This is a genomic window from Morganella sp. HMSC11D09, from assembly GCF_001807955.1.
GTDB lineage: Bacteria > Pseudomonadota > Gammaproteobacteria > Enterobacterales > Enterobacteriaceae > Morganella > Morganella morganii.
Map to the genome: position 1 here is coordinate 261,569 of NZ_KV791662.1, position 18,936 is coordinate 280,504.

The 18,936-nt window shown below is 50.2% G+C and carries 19 protein-coding genes; 7 read left to right on the plus strand and 12 right to left on the minus strand.

From position 1 onward, the window contains the following. The first annotated feature begins 28 nt into the window (after window positions 1–28). Both HMPREF3119_RS05255 and HMPREF3119_RS05260 read left to right on the plus strand, forming a co-directional pair. The gene (locus HMPREF3119_RS05255) at window positions 29–1,636 is read left to right on the plus strand and encodes an ABC-F family ATPase (protein WP_071592711.1); all 1,608 of its coding nucleotides are present in this window, start codon (window positions 29–31) and stop codon (window positions 1,634–1,636) included. Between the two features lie 229 nt (window positions 1,637–1,865). After that, window positions 1,866–2,321: an Lrp/AsnC family transcriptional regulator gene (locus HMPREF3119_RS05260; protein ID WP_004237600.1), complete on the plus strand. Its 456-nt coding sequence runs from the start codon at window positions 1,866–1,868 to the stop codon at window positions 2,319–2,321. A 48-nt stretch (window positions 2,322–2,369) separates the two neighbouring features. Here the strand turns inward: HMPREF3119_RS05260 and sugE are convergent, their stop codons facing one another. Next, window positions 2,370–2,690, minus strand: a complete 321-nt coding sequence (gene sugE / locus HMPREF3119_RS05265; RefSeq protein WP_004237601.1) for a quaternary ammonium compound efflux SMR transporter SugE — start codon at window positions 2,688–2,690, stop codon at window positions 2,370–2,372. A 175-nt stretch (window positions 2,691–2,865) separates the two neighbouring features. Between sugE and HMPREF3119_RS05270 the strand changes: the two genes are divergently transcribed. Beyond that, the gene (locus tag HMPREF3119_RS05270; RefSeq protein ID WP_004237602.1) at window positions 2,866–3,462 is read left to right on the plus strand and encodes a TetR/AcrR family transcriptional regulator; all 597 of its coding nucleotides are present in this window, start codon (window positions 2,866–2,868) and stop codon (window positions 3,460–3,462) included. Here the strand turns inward: HMPREF3119_RS05270 and HMPREF3119_RS05275 are convergent. The 6 genes from HMPREF3119_RS05275 to HMPREF3119_RS05300 form a co-directional block, all read right to left on the minus strand. Next, window positions 3,449–3,940, minus strand: a complete 492-nt coding sequence (locus tag HMPREF3119_RS05275; RefSeq protein ID WP_070578759.1) for a P-loop nucleotide/nucleoside kinase family protein — start codon at window positions 3,938–3,940, stop codon at window positions 3,449–3,451. The two genes, HMPREF3119_RS05270 and HMPREF3119_RS05275, sit on opposite strands and share 14 nt — an antisense overlap. A gap of 197 nt (window positions 3,941–4,137) precedes the next feature. Next, window positions 4,138–5,043 (minus strand): DMT family transporter, encoded by a 906-nt coding sequence (locus tag HMPREF3119_RS05280; RefSeq protein WP_004237604.1) that lies wholly within the window; start codon window positions 5,041–5,043, stop codon window positions 4,138–4,140. Between the two features lie 294 nt (window positions 5,044–5,337). Next, window positions 5,338–5,853, minus strand: coding sequence for a DUF3828 domain-containing protein (locus HMPREF3119_RS05285; protein ID WP_004237605.1), 516 nt, complete (start codon window positions 5,851–5,853; stop codon window positions 5,338–5,340). Then, window positions 5,850–6,212: an aminoglycoside adenylyltransferase domain-containing protein gene (locus tag HMPREF3119_RS05290; RefSeq protein ID WP_070578762.1), complete on the minus strand. Its 363-nt coding sequence runs from the start codon at window positions 6,210–6,212 to the stop codon at window positions 5,850–5,852. Before HMPREF3119_RS05290 ends, HMPREF3119_RS05285 begins: the two co-directional genes overlap by 4 nt. A gap of 64 nt (window positions 6,213–6,276) precedes the next feature. After that, on the minus strand, window positions 6,277–6,780 hold the full coding sequence (locus tag HMPREF3119_RS05295) for a DUF4274 domain-containing protein (protein WP_004237607.1): 504 nt from the start codon (window positions 6,778–6,780) through the stop codon (window positions 6,277–6,279). Next, window positions 6,777–7,364, minus strand: coding sequence for an NUDIX hydrolase (locus tag HMPREF3119_RS05300; RefSeq protein WP_004237608.1), 588 nt, complete (start codon window positions 7,362–7,364; stop codon window positions 6,777–6,779). Before HMPREF3119_RS05300 ends, HMPREF3119_RS05295 begins: the two co-directional genes overlap by 4 nt. 153 nt (window positions 7,365–7,517) lie before the next feature. Between HMPREF3119_RS05300 and HMPREF3119_RS05305 the strand changes: the two genes are divergently transcribed. Then, a complete protein-coding gene (locus HMPREF3119_RS05305) occupies window positions 7,518–8,168 on the plus strand; it encodes a GNAT family N-acetyltransferase (protein ID WP_046024572.1) in 651 nt (216 codons plus the stop codon). Here the strand turns inward: HMPREF3119_RS05305 and HMPREF3119_RS05310 are convergent. Further along, complete coding sequence (locus tag HMPREF3119_RS05310; RefSeq protein WP_004237610.1) at window positions 8,138–9,127, minus strand: LysR family transcriptional regulator; 990 nt, start codon at window positions 9,125–9,127, stop codon at window positions 8,138–8,140. The two genes, HMPREF3119_RS05305 and HMPREF3119_RS05310, sit on opposite strands and share 31 nt — an antisense overlap. Before the next feature lie 137 nt (window positions 9,128–9,264). On the opposite strand from HMPREF3119_RS05310, the gene HMPREF3119_RS05315 reads away from it, so the two are divergent. Then, window positions 9,265–10,551, plus strand: coding sequence for an amino acid permease (locus HMPREF3119_RS05315; RefSeq protein WP_004237614.1), 1,287 nt, complete (start codon window positions 9,265–9,267; stop codon window positions 10,549–10,551). A gap of 40 nt (window positions 10,552–10,591) precedes the next feature. Beyond that, a complete protein-coding gene (gene metC, locus HMPREF3119_RS05320; protein WP_070578765.1) occupies window positions 10,592–11,767 on the plus strand; it encodes a cystathionine beta-lyase in 1,176 nt (391 codons plus the stop codon). A gap of 238 nt (window positions 11,768–12,005) precedes the next feature. On the opposite strand, the gene HMPREF3119_RS05325 is transcribed toward metC, so the two are convergent. Then, window positions 12,006–12,596 (minus strand): phosphatase PAP2 family protein, encoded by a 591-nt coding sequence (locus tag HMPREF3119_RS05325; RefSeq protein ID WP_004237617.1) that lies wholly within the window; start codon window positions 12,594–12,596, stop codon window positions 12,006–12,008. A 520-nt stretch (window positions 12,597–13,116) separates the two neighbouring features. Between HMPREF3119_RS05325 and HMPREF3119_RS05330 the strand changes: the two genes are divergently transcribed. Beyond that, the gene (locus HMPREF3119_RS05330; RefSeq protein ID WP_070578768.1) at window positions 13,117–14,334 is read left to right on the plus strand and encodes a hypothetical protein; all 1,218 of its coding nucleotides are present in this window, start codon (window positions 13,117–13,119) and stop codon (window positions 14,332–14,334) included. Between the two features lie 46 nt (window positions 14,335–14,380). On the opposite strand, the gene HMPREF3119_RS05335 is transcribed toward HMPREF3119_RS05330, so the two are convergent. From HMPREF3119_RS05335 to HMPREF3119_RS05345, 3 genes are all read right to left on the minus strand, one after another. Beyond that, window positions 14,381–15,373 (minus strand): ABC transporter substrate-binding protein, encoded by a 993-nt coding sequence (locus HMPREF3119_RS05335; protein WP_004237620.1) that lies wholly within the window; start codon window positions 15,371–15,373, stop codon window positions 14,381–14,383. Between the two features lie 15 nt (window positions 15,374–15,388). After that, window positions 15,389–17,548, minus strand: a complete 2,160-nt coding sequence (locus HMPREF3119_RS05340; protein ID WP_070578772.1) for a TonB-dependent receptor — start codon at window positions 17,546–17,548, stop codon at window positions 15,389–15,391. 132 nt (window positions 17,549–17,680) lie between these two features. Beyond that, entirely contained in the window at window positions 17,681–18,826 is a 1,146-nt protein-coding gene (locus tag HMPREF3119_RS05345; RefSeq protein WP_070578775.1) for an MFS transporter, read from the minus strand. Window positions 18,827–18,936 lie beyond the last annotated feature (110 nt).

Genomic DNA, 18,936 nt, shown 5'->3' on the forward strand with positions numbered 1-18,936 from the left:
TTTCTCCTTTAACTTATGAGTATTCGTCTTGTTAATCAGCAACAATATTACGATGCAGTTCGGCGCCAAGCCGCTGTTTGAAAATATCTCTGTCAAATTCGGCGGCGGTAACCGCTATGGCCTGATCGGCGCAAACGGCAGCGGTAAATCCACGTTTATGAAAATTCTCGGCGGTGATCTGGCGCCAAGCAGCGGCAACGTGTTTCTCGACCCGAACGAACGTCTGGGTAAACTGAAACAGGATCAGTTCGCCTATGAAGAATTTTCTGTGCTCGACACAGTCATTATGGGTCACACCGAACTGTGGGAAGTCAAACAGGAGCGTGACCGCATCTACAGCCTGCCGGACATGAGCGAAGAAGACGGTATGCGCGTGGCGGATCTCGAAGTGCAGTTTGCTGAAATGGACGGCTACACCGTGGAATCCCGCGCCGGTGAATTACTGCTGGGTGTGGGGATCCCGCTGGAACAGCATAACGGCCCGATGAGTGAAATCGCACCCGGCTGGAAACTGCGTGTGCTGCTGGCACAGGCGTTGTTTGCGGACCCGGATATTCTGCTGCTCGACGAACCGACCAACAACCTGGATATCGACACCATCCGCTGGCTGGAGCAGACGCTGAATGCGCGCAACAGCACCATGATCATCATTTCCCATGACCGCCACTTCCTGAATATGGTGTGCACGCACATGGCCGATCTGGACTACGGCAGCCTGAATGTGCATCCGGGCAACTACGATGAATATATGTTTGCCGCCACTCAGGCGCGCGAACGTCTGTTAGCGGATAACGCGAAGAAGAAAGCACAAATCAGTGAATTGCAGTCATTTGTCAGCCGTTTCAGCGCAAATGCCTCCAAGTCCCGTCAGGCGACTTCCCGCGCCAAACAGATTGAAAAAATTCAGCTGACCGAGATTAAAGCGTCCAGCCGTCAGAACCCGTTTATCCGTTTTGAGCAGGATAAAAAATTATTCCGTAATGCGCTGGAAGTGGAAAACCTGTCCAAAGGCTATGACGGTAACGCCCCGCTGTTCAAAAACGTCAATATGATGATGGAAGTGGGTGAAAAAGTCGCGGTTCTGGGTATGAACGGTGTGGGTAAATCCACCTTCCTGAAAACCCTGGTCGGTGAGCTGACACCGGATACCGGTCGTTATAAGTGGTCTGAAAACGCCAATATCGGTTACTACGCGCAGGATCACGCCACCGATTTTGAAGTTGATATGACGGTTTTTGACTGGATGAGCCTGTGGATGCAGCCGGGTGATGATGAGCAGTCCGTCCGTAGTGTATTGGGCCGCCTGCTGTTCTCCCAGGATGACATTAAAAAATCCGTACAGGTGTTATCCGGGGGTGAAAAAGGCCGGATGTTATTTGGTAAGTTAATGATGACCAAACCAAACATTCTGATTATGGATGAACCGACCAACCACCTCGACATGGAATCCATTGAATCCCTGAATATGGCGCTGGAGTTATATCAGGGAACATTAGTGTTTGTTTCCCATGACCGTGAGTTCGTCAGTTCCCTGGCGACCCGCATCATCGAAATTACACCGGAGAAAGTCACTGACTTTACCGGCAGTTACGATGAGTACCTGCGCAGCCGCGGTATTGAATCAGAAAACAACTGATTTCCGTTCTGCCAATAAGAAAAGCCCCGTTTCAGAGCCATGAAACGGGGCTTTTTGTTTTCGTCAGACCCGGCGGGGGCGGTTGCCGGCATATCTGACATTTTTCAGAAACCAGTTCCCGCATACCTCTGTCCTGTACCGGAAACTGATAGGAAGAATATCTGTATTCGGGTAGAATGTGCTTGCTAATCAGACCCTGATTTACCTTATTTGAGGGAGAAAATCATCAATGGACAGCTTTGACAGGAAGATTCTTTCTGAATTACAACTCGACGGACGATTAACTGTCACTGAGCTGGCAGATCGCGTGGGTCTGAGTTTATCCCCCTGCCACCGGCGGCTGAAAGCACTGGAGCAATCCGGGGCTATCTGTGACTACCGCGCACAGCTTGATCCGCGCGTGCTGGGGCTGAATTTCTCCGCACTGGTGTTTGTCACTATGAAAGACGGCAACCAGGAAAGTATGAGCAAATTTGAGACAGCGGTGGCGGATATTCCGCAAATTATCGAAGCTAAACGGCTGTTTGGCGATCCGGACTATATGCTGACCGTTGTGGTCAAAGATATCGATGCCTTTCAGAAATTATACGACAGCCGCCTGGCCGCCATGCCGGGGGTTCAGCGCCTGACCTCCACCCTGGTGATGAAAGATGTGATCCCGGCGCGGGAACTGCCCCTGCTGTAACAAAAAAGCCGGCAATATCTGCCGGCAAGCAACACAGTACTGAATTTTTTATGCCGGGCTGGCTAATTTCATCATCACCAGCCCGGAGATAATTAATACCCCTGCGATAATCCGCATCATGTTTGCGGGTTCACCCAGCACCACAATCCCGACGATAAAGGCACCGATAGCGCCAATCCCGGTCCAGATGGTGTAAGCCGTCCCCAGCGGCAGTGCCCGCATGGCCATTGCCAGCAGCCCGAAGCTTATCAGCATGGCAATAATGGTGATCACTGACGGCCCCAGTTTGGTGAAACCCTCTGATTGTTTCATGGTAAATGCCCAGACGACTTCAAATAATCCGGCAGTAATTAATAAAATCCACGGCATGGTACATCCTCACTGATTTCTGGTTGCAGGTGAAACGTTTATAAGTTACCTTTGGTAACTTGTAAACACCTTTCCGATCTTTTTTCGATCTTTTCTGCCAGCTGACCGCGACCGGGAACTCTGTGATACACTTTCCGGCAGACAGAACGACTTTAATATCAATGAGGAGGCAGATTTGTCCGGACGTTTACAGCGCGACGAGCGCCAGATACAGCTGCTCAATGTCGCCAACAGCATTATCCTGGCGGAAGGCACCGATGCCCTGACCCTCATTACCCTTGCGGAAAAGGCGGGCGTGACCAAGCCGGTAACCTACAAACATTTCGGCAACCGCAAGTCTTTGCTGCACGCGCTGTTTAAATACAGTGATGATGTTCTGACTGAACGGATGAATACCGGGATGGAACAGCCGATAGCGGACCTCGATCAGGCCGTTTCTGTCTTTATCACGACCTATTTTGATGTGATGGCGGATGACGGGGAAGCCTTCAATGCCACCGTGGCGGCACTGAAAGCCTATCCTGAATATGCGGGGATCAGCCGCGAAGTGCAGGATTTTTTCTGCCAGATCCTGCAACGTGCACTGCAGCGCTGGTTGCCGGATAATTTCCGGATCCCGGAATGGACTTCTGTGATGATTTTCGGTGCAACCGAGTCACTGTGCCTGATGATGTTTGCTGACCCGGCGCTGAAAGCAAAAGTCTGTGAAGAAGCCATCTGGCTGGTCAAAACCCTGCTGGCCGACCAGCTTAAGCGGTTCACCGGCCGCTGATGACCAGTTCTTCCTCTTCTGACGGATAACTGAAGTGCGCGGTGATCAGGTCAAACTGCTCCGCTGAGGTGGTGAACGGGTTTTCCCCGCTCAGATTCCTTGCGGCCAGGCGCCGTTTACACTCTTCATCACTCACATTCAGCACATGACAGCAATAGCTGCATCCGGCCTGCTCTGCCAGTCCTTTCAGCCACTGGCGTTGTTCCGGGGTATTCGCCGGAAAATCCAGTACCAGTGTTATTCCTTTTTGTAATAACGTCACCAGATGCAGCTCCAGGGTGGATTTCAGCAGACGGCTTTTTTCAATATAATCAGCCAGCTGTGTGATTTGTCCCGGATACAGTGCCGCCAGCCAGGTATCTTCAGACAGCAGAACAGCCTGTTGTCCGCGGACTAATTGTTGTGCCAGTGTCGATTTCCCTGAGGCGATTTTGCCGCAGAGGAAATGCAGTGTGGCGGAAGATTGTGTTTCTGACATGATTGCTCCCTGTCTGTTATGCCGCTGAGAGAGCAATAAAAAACCCGCTCAGGCGGCGGGTTCTGAATACAGCACATCCCCCGCTATGGTGCGGAGATAATAATCATGCCGGATGCGCTGTATAAATTCATGGTATTAACCTTATTGAAATAATCATCATTTCAGTGATTCTGTTTTAGCAGAGTCTGCCGCGGATGTCAGGCAGTTTTTTTCGGCCGTTTAATACTTATCACCGCCAGTGCCAGCACAATCATCACGATCCCTGCCGTTTCTGTGCTGCCCGGCTCCTCACCCAGCAGCCACCATGAGAACAGCACACCGCAGACCGGCACCGCCAGTGTGCTCAGACTGGCAATCCCCGCCGGTAATTTTCTCAGCACAAACAGCCATAAACTCCAGGCAACGGCGGTCGCCAGAATAGCGCTGTAACTCAGTGCCCAGAAGACATAGGGCTGCCAGTCAATCGTGCGCTGCGGTACCAGCAGCGCCACCACGGTCATAATAATTGCGGCATACACCATCTGCCAGGTGGTGAGAGAGAGTAAATCCACCTGCGGATAGCGGCTGTAGAGTTTTTTCGCCACAATCGCGCTCGCCCCCCAGCTGATACCGGATGCCACGGCCAGAAAGGCACTTTTCATAGAGGCGAAATCGAGCGTCCAGGGCTGGATCACACACAATAGCCCTGCACCGGCAACTGAAATAGCCGCATACTGGAGGCGGCGCATCCGCTCACCGAGCAATACTGCTGCCATAATCACCACCCAGAACGGCATGGTATAACTGAGGATCGCCACCTTCCCCGCACCGCCGCTGACCAGCGCCCATTGTGCCAGCCCGACCATACCGCAGGTCTGAAGGACGGCTATCCCCAGCGTGTAGCGGAATGGCGTAAAGCGGATTTTCCGCCCCATCGCGCGTTCGCGGATATACAGCACCAGTAATAACATAATGGCGCTGAATACACAGCGCATCGCCGTAAAGTCAAACGCACCAATATAGTGCGTGACCTGCTTCATAGCGATCCAGCTGTAACTCCAGATCAGTGTTAAAATGACCAGGCCGGTAATGGCGATGGCATTGTCTTTTTCCCGTAAAGCCATAATATCCTGTGACCACTTCACGGCAGTACCCGTCTGTACCCCGCGTGCGGCTCCTGTTTTTATAGTACCATAACCGGAATAATATGCCGGATGCCCGCAGACGGACTGACCTCATGCAATCTGCATTTCTGCCAGTTTACACCCGGTTTGAAAGAAGGGAAAAGATCTGCGCTCATTAATACCAGAAGGAAGAACGGGTGTTAAGTATGACGCAATTTTTCCCCGGCATTTTCCCTGTTGTAATGCTGTCTGAACCTGAATGAATATAAGCCTGCCGGGTATAACCCCACAGCCTCACTCAAGCATCACAATACTATCAATTTTCCACTGTCCGTTTTGCTGAATCAGTTTTACCCGGAATGACCGCAGCGGCTCCGGTGCTTTACCCAGTGTGATGCGCACTGTGGCAGTATCCGGGGTTTGTGATTCAGTATGTGCCGCGCGCTCTGTCATCCACGAATCCGGGTAATCCTGTGACTTGGTGTAATAATTGACATCATTTTCCACCCAATGCTCTCCCCACAGACAGATATAACTATATTCGGTTTCTTTGCAGGGACGCGGCTGGTCGCAGAACGCCTGATCAGTGCCCGGACCATCGAAATTACAACTGAGGGATTCACTGATGCTTTCCTGCAACGCCGGACTGACATACAAATCCTGGCTTTTTGCATAACCATCAGAAGGCGGATCCTGCAAATTGAGACGGTAGAAATCCAATACCACATTTTCCGGTGATAATTGTGCAGCAACCGCTGATAACGGCAATAGCAGAGACAAAATCAGCGGGAGGTATTTTGTTGTTTTCATGATAATTTTTCGTCACATAAAGCCCGCAGAGAAAGAATGCAACAGCTGATTGCCTGTTTATCAGAAACCGGAAATGATTCACCGGTCAGATAGCTATGCTTTGCTGCCTGCAACAGTTGCTGCAGTTGCGGATCGGAAATTGATTCAGCCAGCCACGCCGCAGCGTCTACTTTGGATGCAATGTGCCAGGTTGTCAGAGTATAAGCAATGCGCGACAAAGCCAGAATGATATTGCACTCATCATTTTCCCAATCCTCCGGTGTGTTCCATTGTGCAAGTGTCGCGGAAAATGCCCGTTTCAGATCGGTCTGCGGAACGGCGTCAAATATCACTGCCGCATCACCATTAAGTAACGGCATATTATGCAACCTGGCTGCGGATAGTAACCGGGACATGATTCAGGTTGATTTTCATCAGCAAATGCTATTCATAGAGTGCATACAACTGCTCTGCCAGCGGTAATGGTAAACCGTCATCATAAGCCTCATCATCCAAATCAACATACACATCACCGGGTGCGGCGATCAGCATGGTGTCAGGCACAGGCCGCCTGACCGGCAGGTCCGGGTAGTCATCCGGCCGTCCGCCTTCTGACTGCATCGGGTCAAACCAGATACCATGATCGGCATAAAACCCCGCAGAATAGCGGGTTTCAATTAACCGGATCAATGCCAGTGTTTGCCGTGAATAGTCCGGTACATCATCATCATGGCCATACTGCACATACCAGGCAGCACCCAAAGACCAGTACATCAGCAGTGCGGATGCCCGATCCAGTTGCGGATCCGCCGCCAGTTCGTTCAGTGCATCATAATTACTGTCATAATTAGACCGGGCGATAAACAAGTGCCGCTGTTCCGGCGTTGCATTTGTCAGAAAATCACGGATTAACTGTGCTTCTTTCTGTTCTTTTTCTTCGTCCGTCATGCCATTCTCCCCGACAACGCCAGATGCTGTAACAACATAATCGTTTTGCCATCATTTATTTCACCGCTTTTGATCGCTGCGAGAGCCTGCGGGAACGGCATTTCCAGCACTTCCACATCTTCGCCCTCTTCCGGCAGGCCGCCACCGGCCGTCTGCCGGTTATTGTCTTCGTATTCGGCAATAAAAAAATAAAGTTTCTCGGTGACAGCTCCCGGGCTCATAAAGGCTTCAAAGACTTTTTCAACATCGGTAATGCGAAAACCAGTCTCTTCCTCTGCTTCCGCTTTGATGCGGGATACCGGATCCTGCTCTTCCAGCAGACCGGCGGCCGCTTCAATCAGAAAGCCGTCATGGCCGTTGACATACACCGGCAAACGGAACTGACGGATCAGAATGACGCTGTTTTTCTGGCGGTTATACAGCAGAATAACCGCACCGTTACCGCGGTCATAGACCTCCCGCTCCAGACGCTGGCGGGTGCCGTCGCGGCGCAGATAATCAACGACATATTTTTTGAGGATATACCAGTTATCGGAAAGCGTGATGGTATCAATAATACGGACAGTGCTCTGTTCGGAAGTCATAGTTCACCGGATGTCAGCAAAATTGCGGGTTTGCAGAACACTCTAATCGCTTTATCCGCCTCCGGCAATGGCAAAACTGCCAGCATTATTTGCAGGCATATTAATGCTGACGATATAATCTGCCGCAGATAATCCACAAACAAGGCGGGTTGCATGAGTGACACTCAGGCACTGAGTTACAGCGAATTACACACAATATCTGATGCAGATATCGCACAAATTAATGAATTAATTATCACCACCTGGGATTACCGTAGTTGGATCCCGAAAGAGAAAGTTCTGCCGATGGCGGAATTTTTGCTGGATGATGTCATTCTGACCTCATCACGAATTTTTGTGGTGCGGGATGGCGATACCATCGCCGGTATTATGGCGGTCACGGCATCTGCCGATTTGCGGGAGAAAGTCCACGCCAAAACCCGTCAGTATTCTGCCCTGAAAAATATTATCGCCCGTGACCCGCAGGAAGAAACCCTGTTTGATATGTATCTGAATACGCTGATTATCAACGGAAATCTGCTGGCTTCCTGTGACGGGAATTTCGATGCCTCTCTGAATTTGTTTATGATAGATGCCCGCTTCCGCGGACACGGTATCGGTAACCGGCTCTGGCAGCTGGCGATGGATTATCTGCGGGAAAAACAATCCGCCCGTTATTTCCTCTGGACAGACAGTGATTCCGATTTCGGTTTTTATGAACACAAAGGATTACAGCGTATCGCCGCGCAAGCCTATGACTGGGGCGGCCATGACGTGACTGAAACCTATTATGTTTATGCCGGGGAACTCCCTGCTCTGTCCTGATGCATCCAGCTGTCCCACGGCGGGTCAAGCGGCAGCTTATCCGCCAGGAAATCAATAAAGGTGCGGATTTTCGGGGCATGGGTGTGCGCCGGGCTGTAAAGTGCATAGAGCGCGAACGGCGTGGTTTTCGGATTGTAATCCAGTAATACCGGCAATAATTCACCGTTATCAATATAGTTTCCCAGCATATAGGTCGGCAGGCAGACAATCCCCTGATGACAGCGCGCCGCCTCCAGTAATCCCAGGCTGCTGTTGACCTCAATCATATTGTTGATCGCCAGCGGATAGGCTACACCGTCTTTATCATTCATCCGCCAGGTGTCCGGGATATTCGGATTAATTAAACAATTGTGCCGGGCAATATCCGCCGGTGACTGCGGGATCCCGTTTTGTTCAAAATAATGACGGCTGCCGCAATAGATCCAATTTATATTGCATAGTTTCCGTAATGCAAAATTTTCCGGCGGATGACTGGTAATACGCAATGCAATATCAAAGTCAGTTTCATTTAAATTAATTAATGCATCGTTCAGATCAACGGATAAGCTGACCTGCGGATTTATTTCCCGGTATTCGCTGTAAAGCCGCATTAAATGGCAGACGCCGAAGGCAATTGAACAGGTTATTTTTAGCTGTCCCTGTGCATGCTGATAAAAACTCGCCGTATTCACTAATGAGTCATCGAGATCTGTCAGTAACTGTTGCGCCCTCTGCAATAAATAACGTCCGGCTTCAGTCAGGATAAAATTGCGGGTGGTTCGTTTCAGCAGAACCACACCGAGCTGCTCTTCCAGCTGCTGTAAGCCACGGCTGACAGACGACGGTGTTACATTGAGTTTTCGTGCCGCACCGCTGAAACTGTTGCACTCCACAATTTTGATAAACAGCTCCAGATGGCGAAAAATCGCGTAGCTGTCAATTTTTGCTTTAAACGCAAAAGTGTTTTTATTTATTAGCATAGTCGTACCCTGTTCAGCCTGCGTGTTACCCCTTACTATAACAATGGCTTTATAACACTGTATCCATACAACATAAATATATTCACGTTGTTCCTGACTTTTTAAATAATTAAATCTATAACGTTGAGGAATTGACTATGCAAGACAGCATTCAGACAGGTGCAAATGCAAATAGTGATTTAAAAAAGATACCCTTTACCAAATATGATGCCGGGTGGGTTGTATTATGTATCGGGATGGCGATCGGTTCCGGGATTGTTTTTATGCCGGTTCAGATTGGTATTAAAGGCATCTGGGTATTTATTGCCGCCACATTATTGTCATATCCGGCGATTTACTGGCTGCAGAATTTATATCTGAGGACATTATCAGAATCGGAAGAATGTGAAGACTATGCCAGCGTTATCACGCAGTATCTGGGGAAAAACTGGGGGGTTGCCCTTGGTATCGCCTATTTCCTGATGCTGCTGCACGGCATGTTTTCCTATTCACTCGCCGTGACCTTTGACAGTGCCTCCTACATCAAAACATTCGGTTTAACGGAAGGACTGTTATCCGATTCGGTGTGGTACGGGCTGATTATCCTGACAGTTCTGGTGGCTATCGCCGCACAGGGGGAGCGCCTGTTATTTAAAGTCTCCGGCCCGATGGTAATAGTGAAATTCGGGATTATCGTATTACTCGGGATTGTAATGGTGCCTTACTGGAACTTTGCCAATATCAGCGCGTTCCCGGACTTCCTGCCGTTCCTGCGGGATGTGTTTCTGACACTGCCGTTTACCCTGTTCTCCATTCTGTTCGTGCAGATTTTAAGCCCGATGAACATTGCCTACCGCAGACTGGAAAAAGACAAGCGTGTCGCAACTTACCGCGCGGTACGGGCAAACCGGGTGGCGTATATTATTCTGGCCGTTGCTGTTCTGTTCTTTGCCTTCTCGTTTACGTTCTCGATAAGCCACGACCAGGCCGTCTCAGCGTTTGAGCAGAATATCTCGGCACTGGCAATTGCCGCACAGGTAATTCCGGGCTCCGTTGTTAAAGTCATGACCGCAATGCTGAATATTTTCGCGATTCTGACCGCGTTTCTCGGTATTTATCTGGGTTTCCAGGAAGCGATTAAAGGTATTGTGGTGAATATCCTGACCCGCTTTATGCCGCAGGAGCGCATTAATCAGACCGTACTGCATTACGGTGTATGTATCGGGGTGATCCTGTCCCTGTGGTTCTGGGTCTCCACCCGCTTCTCAATTCTGTTCTTTATGCAGCTCGGCGGGCCGTTATTCGGCGTGGTTTCCTGCCTGATCCCGTGCTATCTGGTTTACCGCGTGCCGGTCTTACATAAATTCAAAGGTGCAACAGTCTGGTTTATTATCTTCTTCGGCGTGCTGTTGTGTCTCTCTCCGTTCTTTAAGTTTTTCGAATAACGCTGTAAATGAATAATGACGTATTACGCGTGAGGATGTTATGACTAAAAAAACCGTTTCAGATTTTCATATTGATACACAGATAACGCAGCTGGGACGCGACCCGGCGTCTCAGTCCGGTTTTGTTAATGCTCCGGTTTACCGGGGATCTACCGTGGTTTTCCCGACGATGGATGCCCTGCTCAATAACCGGGCTGAGTTTAACTACGGCACTGCGGGCACGCCGACCATTAAGAACCTCGAGCAATCCTGGAGCGCCCTTGCGGGCGCCGAAGGAACCGTGCTGTCACCATCCGGGCTGGGCGCCATTGTGCTGGCGCTGCTGACCACACTGAAAAGCGGCGATAACCTGCTGATGCCGGACAGTGTTTATCGTCCGACCCGCAATTTCTGCCGTGGTCTGCTGGAAAAAATGGGGATCACCATTACCTATTACGATCCGATGATCGGCAGCGACATTGAGTCTCTGATAAAAAGCAACACCAGCACGATCTTCCTGGAGTCCCCGGGATCGCAGAGCTTTGAGGTTCAGGATGTGCCGGCCATTACGGCGGTGGCGAAAAAATACAATATCGCGACGATTATTGATAATACCTGGGCAACCCCGCTGTTTTTCAGGGCGCACGATATGGGCTGCGACCTCTCCCTTGAGGCCGGTACCAAATATCTGGGCGGTCATTCCGATCTGCTGATGGGAATTGTCTCCGCCAACGCGGAATGGTGGCCGAAACTGCGGGAAACCTATGATCTGATGGCAATGCTGCCGGGCGCGGAAGATTGCTTCCTGGCACTGCGCGGGCTGCGTACCCTGTCAATCCGCCTGAAAGAAGCGCAGTCACGGGCGCTGGATATTGCACACTGGCTGAAATCGCGTCCGGAAGTGATCCGCGTGCTGCATCCGGCCTTTGAAGACTGCCCGGGGCACGAGATCTGGAAACGTGACTTCACCGGCTCTTCCGGCCTGTTCTCAGTGGTCCTGGATCCGAAATTTACACAGGATGACGTCGGCAGGTTACTGGACGGCCTCTCCATCTTCGGCATGGGTTATTCCTGGGGTGGTTTTGAAAGCCTGATCACACCGTTTGATTGCGCGGAATACCGCACCGTCACACAGTGGAATCCGGGCGGGCGGACACTGCGCCTGCAAATCGGGCTGGAAGATGTTGATGACCTGAAGCGTGATTTGGCGGATGGATTTGCGCGTATGGCGCATTGATATTCCGCCGGAAAAAAGCAATAGTAAGGTATACCCAAAAACCTGCATTTTGCAGGTTTTTTGTTGATTCCATTCAACAAATGCCCTTGCGACGAACTTACCTTACCGATATTTCCGGACTTATCATCTATATGATCCTCGCCTGGCTCAGTCTGAATTTTTTCAGTATCAGTGAATATAACCAGAATCCGGGCAAAAAAAATGCCGCACTGAATGCGGCAATTAAGTCATGAGGGTATTATATTAATACTACATAACATTGATAAGCCAGCCAGCCGAGTACGGCACCTGCTGGTAAATCAATAATATAATGCTGTTTGGTGAACATGCAGGATAAGGCGATTAACAGCGGGAACATGAATACCCATGGTCCGAGAGTGGCATAGGCCAGCAGCGCGGTTAATGTGGCAACAGAGACGTGCATGCTCGGGAAACAGTTGGATGTATCGTCGAATTTCTGCACAAACAGCAGGAATTTTTCGGACGCTTTCTTCCCGGTATTCATTTCACGCCAGTGCGGCGGCGTGGCAACCGGATACACCACAAAGAAAAACATCTGCATCAGTAACAGGATAACATAGCTGAATACGATGATGATAAACTGACGTGAATCCTGAATAATCCAGTTCAGATAGAGAATCGCCGGATAATAAAGAAAGCTGTAGATCCAGGACCACCAGGGCCAGAAAGGAATTTTTTCATCCAGTGCAGAGTTAAATGTTTTAACCGGCCTGACCATATGACGTTGCGTAAAGAAATAAAACTGATAGACACCTACGATAATAATACCACTGAGCACCAGGTGAATAACCCTGTCGATAAACATCATCTGAAAATTTCCTTTTAAAAAAAATCAATTAAACTGCTTTTCTGATTTTCAGCACACCGTGTTTTAGCATACCAGGGCACGAAATACTATCGTGTCATTTTATGTTGAATTGTAAAATCAGAATAATATCAAGGTACTACAGTCATTTACCACAACAAGGAAAATTCCTAATTTCTCAGTAAAATAGTGTCACTCTATTGATTTGACGGATAATATTTTATAAATCCTTCAGGTTCCGGTTTAATTTATCCGGCAGGCTGTTTTAAAAGCGTAAAACCAGCAGGTAACTATTTATGTCAGCAATGCCGGATATTCCGCGTACCGCTATCATTTTTCTGCTTCCCGGGATTCAGAAACAGAACTGAATGCTTACCCGGACAATGAATATCATCCGCAGGTTACGGAAAAATCACTGTAATAGCGTTTCTCATAAATCTGATAAAAATGAGTCTGTTACCGGCAGATAAGCAGCCATAAACTGATTTCCCCTTATCTGTTTATTATCTGCCGGAGAAACATTATGACTCAGACTTCTGCCTTTCACCTTGCCGCAGAAAGTACCCAGCCACAGTTGCATATGCTGACGTTACAGGCACTGAATATGATCCCGCCCGCCTCTTTCGCCGTACCCGCCACTTCACCGCAGGGAATTGCCACCACCATTCTCAGCATGGTGCTGAAATTGGTTTATAAAAAAATGACAGAGCCAAAGGAAGTGGATGTTATTGGTATTATTCAGGAAACACTGATGAAAAATACCTCTGAATGGCTGGAATCGGAATATCAGGCCGTCCGCAAAGATGCCGAAAGTCTGCAGGATGCTATCAGTTCCTGGCAAAATTCACCGACAGAAGAGGCGCGCCAGCTGATTGTGGTACGCAATGAAATTGCTGTCGCGGATATGCGCCGGTTATGTATTCTCAGCATCAATACCGCAAAAAGCAGAGGTATTGTCCGGCTGTGCGGTGTGTGTGCCCTGTCCTGCCTGCTCTATTTCTTTACATTACGCGATACCCTGGTATTCGGCAAGAGCTGGGGCTATGCCTCCGATATGCTGGAAAAGTACAGCAAAGCCCTGACGGAACAGGCGGATATTATGTTTAAGGACGTACTGACCGCAGAAATCAATAATTACACCGAAAATGATGATTTTTATGACCCGGAAAGCCAGGCCAAACGCTCCGTTATTTACTGGACATCCGGATACACCAACATTCAGGATCACCTGACTTACGGCGCGCAGCAAAAATCCACACGGGTCTGCCCTGAACGCGGCGATATAGCTGCCAATCCGGTTAATGCTGACAACCACACGGTTTATCTCGGCAATCTGTTTCTGACCGCCGGGAATTCTTCTGCGAACGGTAGCTATAATTATTTATCCGCCACCGAACCCCGCAGCTATGACAGAGGCGGTGACCCGGTCATACTGCCGGTCAGAAGTGCCGGGCAGTATAATATCCGGCTGTATTATGCCTATATGACCAACTCCCTCAGTTTTGATTATGAAACTCAGTTGCGGATTGAACAGGCCGGAAAAATCATCACCGATGCCCATCTGACAGATTTAACCAAAACGGTGCTGACACCGTATAAATCCGGGTCAAATTACGGCCCGGTCATTTACCGGGAGACCCGGGTGAACCTTGAGGAAGGCGATATTGTGCTGACATTACATGAGGACCGTTCCCTTTCCGGCGGCGGGTTGCTGCAGCATATTGAATTTGTGAAAGTATAAAAGAGGTACAATGCCGTCACCGGAAACCGGCGACGGCATATCCGGATCACTCCGGTTGCAGAATATCCGTGATCTGCTGCGGTGTCAGCGTAATCCCATAAAACGTCTGATAAAACGTGGCTGTTTCATTTCTCATATCAATATCCGCAAAGGCGTCCGGGTACAGCACTGTAGCCAGCCAGAGAAACTGCAATGCCTCCTCTGACGTTTCGCGGCACCACCAGAACATACCACGCGGATTGGTATAGATCCGCCCGTTACGCACGGCATCAATTGACTGCCATTGCGGCGATTGCTGAATAAATTCCGCATCCCGCCGGTTCATCGCAATAATCACCTGCGGATCAGCCGCGATAATCTGCTCTGATGATACCTCTCCGTTCGCGCTGCTGTGTGCAGGGAACCAATTTCCCGCCACATTGACCGCGCCGGCCAGATCCATCCAGTCCTGATTGAGCGACGGCCGCCCGGAGGTATACAGTGGATTTCCCATACTGTGATACACCCGCAGACGGGCAGACGCCGGAACATTTTTCAGTCGTTCCTGCACCCGGCGGATATTGTCACGGAAATAGCGCTCATATTGCGCCGCCTTCTCTGCCGCATCCGGGCCAAGCGCCTCGCCGGTCAGTTTTACCCGCTCCCGCAGGGCATCCATACTGTTAGCCTTAAAAGCCAGCACACGAACACCGGCCTGTGTCAGTACCTCCTGCTGCGGAACGCGGATCCCGTCATGAATAAATAAAATATCTGTCCTCAGACTCAGAATTTGTTCAATATTCAGCTCATTTCCGCCGGTTGTGCCGATGACCGGTACATTATCAATCTGCGGCAGCATCTGACGGAACAGCGGGATCTGTTTGGCAACCCGCGAGGTTCCGGTGATATTACTGCCGTAACCCAGCATCATAATAATCGCATTCTGCGCCGGCCACGGTGTTGCTATCCGCAGTGCCGGCTCCGGCGGGGTTTCTGCCGGGGCACTGAAGACACAGGTACTGACAAATAACAGGCATAACGCTGATAAATAGTGCCGCATCACGCTGCCTCCGTGTTAAAAATCAAATGATACGGTGGCCCGGAATTCACGGCCAGCACCGGTAAAGGCATTGGCGCCGCCATTTTTACCGTTACTGTTGCCGGGGAAAATAGACGCCCAGTAATGCTCGTTGGTAACGTTATCCGCAGAGATCCGCAGCGTGACCGGCACATTTTCTATCTGAGTGGTATAGCGGGCACCGAGATCCAGCGTGATATAGCTGTCCGCCCAACTGGTGTTGGTATCATTTGCCGCCCGTTTGCCGGTGTAATGAATGTTGGCACTGTATACCCACTGCGGAACAGTTGGCAGACTGTATTCCATCAGCAGGTTTGCCTGTACTTTCGGCACCCCGACAACCCGTTTATCCTCAGTCTTACTGTTTCCGGTATCCGTCAGTTCTGCTTTCAGGAACGTGACACCGCTGTAGATATTCAGCCCCTGCCAGACATTGCCGGTGGCGGTCAGTTCCAGCCCGTCATTCACCTGTTCGCCCTGTTTTTTGAAGATCTGGTCGCTGTCGGTATAGGCAAACGGCCGTTTCAGACGGAAAACTGCGGCACTCAGGTTCATATTGCCGGTATTGGCTTTAATACCCCATTCATATTGTGTACTGCGGTACGGGCTGAGTGTTTCACCCCGGTTTTTGACTTTATCATCATCCGGCGCGGTATCCCCGGGCTGGAGAGAATCGGCATAACTGATATAAGTCATCACATCCGGGGTGATTTTGTACATCAGCGCCATATTCGGGCTGGTGCCGGTCTGCTGATCACGGTCAGTTTTGTGTCCCTGCTTATCGAAGTTACGGGTCGTGATCCAGCTCTGACTGACATACACCATGGCAGACCATTGCGGGTTAAAAGTGACAGTGTCACCAATGATAATGCTCTGCTGCTGGTTTTCACTGGCTTTGTAGCGTTCCCCGCCGGTTCTGATGCGGCCATCGGAAGGTTCGGTCATGGAAGACGGGTCATACATATTGGTATTGCCGAGCTGAAAGGTTTTACCCCGCTCTTTGGTACTGTAAATTGACCAGGTATAACCGGTGGTGGCGAGAGCAACATCATGGTTTACGGAGCCGGTATCAAACTGACCGTTCAGTGCGAGATTATTACTCAGCACGCGGAAACGACCGGCAGCCGGAGAATCCGTGATCGAGCGGCTGATAGTTCCTTTACTGTCCAGAATTTGCGACGAAACGGAGCGCATTGCCCGATCCGCCTGCTGATAGCCGATACCGCCGCTCAGTGACCAGTCATCATTCATATAATGGGTGAAACGGGTACTGACAGAATCTGTTGTCAGGTCATTACCGGCGGTATTCAGTGCAAGGTCAGGGTTGGAGCTGTCCGGCGCATTCGGTAAATCAATATCCGGGCCGTAACCAAAGCTGCCGGGAAATCCTTTGGTCACAAAATGGTAGTGACTGGCGTCCAGCTGTATCTGTGTTCCCGGCCGGATCTGCCAGTCCAGGGCAACTGCGGCCAGCTGACGGCGGATTTTACTGTTTCGGACATAACCTTCCCCCTCTTCATCCAGCAAATTCAGGCGATAGCCGAAAGTCTTCTCTTCATCCACCTGACCGCCAAGATCCAGATGCGCACTGTAAGCATTACGGTTCTGATATCCTACCGTCACCCGGTGCAGCGGATCCTGAGTCGGTCGTTTGGAGATAAAATTAAACTGACCGGAAGGGCTGGCCGGGCCGTAAATTGCGCCGGTCAGGCTGTTCACGGCATCCAGCCGCTCCAGCATTTCCACCGGAAACGCGGTGGTGGAGACAATATTCAGGCCGTTCAGTCTGCTGTTTTCCACCACGCTGCCCTGCATTCCCCGGCTCTGCGGACGGCCTACATCCATACCGCCGCGGGCCTGCATCTGAGAAGACGGCAGATATTTCAGCATTTCACTGACACTTTTACTTTGCTGATTACGGATCATCGCTTCGCTGACCGTATTGCTGCTGTAGGGAATATCCAGCCACTGGCGGGTACCAAGCGGCCCCATATCAATATCTGTCGCCACAAAACCGGCACCGGCTTGTGTTTGCGGGGTGATATGAGAAGGCTTGTCCGTCACAATTATGGTATCTGCCAGTGCCTGCTGCGCCGGAAAAAGGGCAACAGAAATCAGCGCAGGCAGCAGTGCCCGCGAAATATAGTTAGTCTTCATAGAACCATCCGTTATCGTTTTACTGTCATCGTTATATATTTATATATACAGCGTAAATGATATTGATTTTCGCTTCGGGTAAACGTGATCGGTATCAATGAGTTCCGGAAGAGATAATTTCTCTCGTTATTATTACTTTTTGCAATATATCGGACTGAGAATGTACCCCGTCAGTGCCGTTGCACAAAACAATAGCGCGGTAACTGCAGGTAATAATATCTGACTATCCTGCTGTGCCGCTGCCACCGGTAATAAAATAAAAATACTCAGATTATTCATACTTTCTGACAATGCCAGTGCCTCTCCTTTACGTGTTCCGGCATGCTCAGCAATGATGGCTGTACTGACGGGAGCGGCAATCCCCAGCGCGCATCCCTGCAATAACATCCACAACATCATCCCGGGAAGCCCGCCTGTTCCGCTGATAAATCCGGCAATCATCACACTCATCACTATCAGGCTGATGAGCAGCAGCCGGGTATCTGTGCCACTTAACCGCCGGAACAGCGGCATCAAAAGATTCCCGGTCAGTAATCCGCCACCGAATATTGCACTGATAAGCCCTATCGTTTCTGTATTCAGCCCGAACCGGTCACGCAGCAATTCACCACTGAGAACAAACATAACCACTGCAGTACCGTTCCACAGACCTTTTGCCGCGATCAGCCCCGATAATGCCGGTGAATAGTATTTACCGGGCCGGATTGATGGTTGAGAGGAAACCCGGCTGACGCCGCGAAACACAAAACAACAGGCTATCCACATGACCAGACTTCCGGCAGCAGTCAGCAGAAAAGGTGCATACCAGCCGCAGCGGACTGTCAGCCATCCGGCAATCACCGGGCCGGAGATAATACCGGCTGTCATACCCGTCATCACCAACCCCATAGCAGAAGCCTGTCTGTCATGCGGAAATTGTTCCGCAATCAATGCAAAAACAGATGGGATCAACGCAGCAGACGCCAGACCACCCAGGATACGCAAGCCCACAGCCACACTGAAACACGGTGCCAGTGCCAGTGCGATACCATCTGCCACAAACAACAATAATGCGGCACGCAACATCCGGTAACGGCCGATACGGTCTGATAATCGTCCCAGCATCGGTGCGGCGAGCGCATACGATAAGGTATACACCGCAATCAGCCATGAGGCTTGCGCGGGTGTGACATCAAATGCAGCCGCCAGCGGCGTGAGCATCGGTGAAACCATAAATTCAGTAACGCCGGTAAAAAATACCGTGAATGCCAGTACCGGCAATGTATAAGGTGAAATCATAAAAATCCTGTATAACGAAATGAAAATAAACGGGTTACGGATTGAATTCACTCATCAGGGGAAGATAAAACAGACGAAATGACAGGCGGCAGACAGAGGGTGCACTGCAG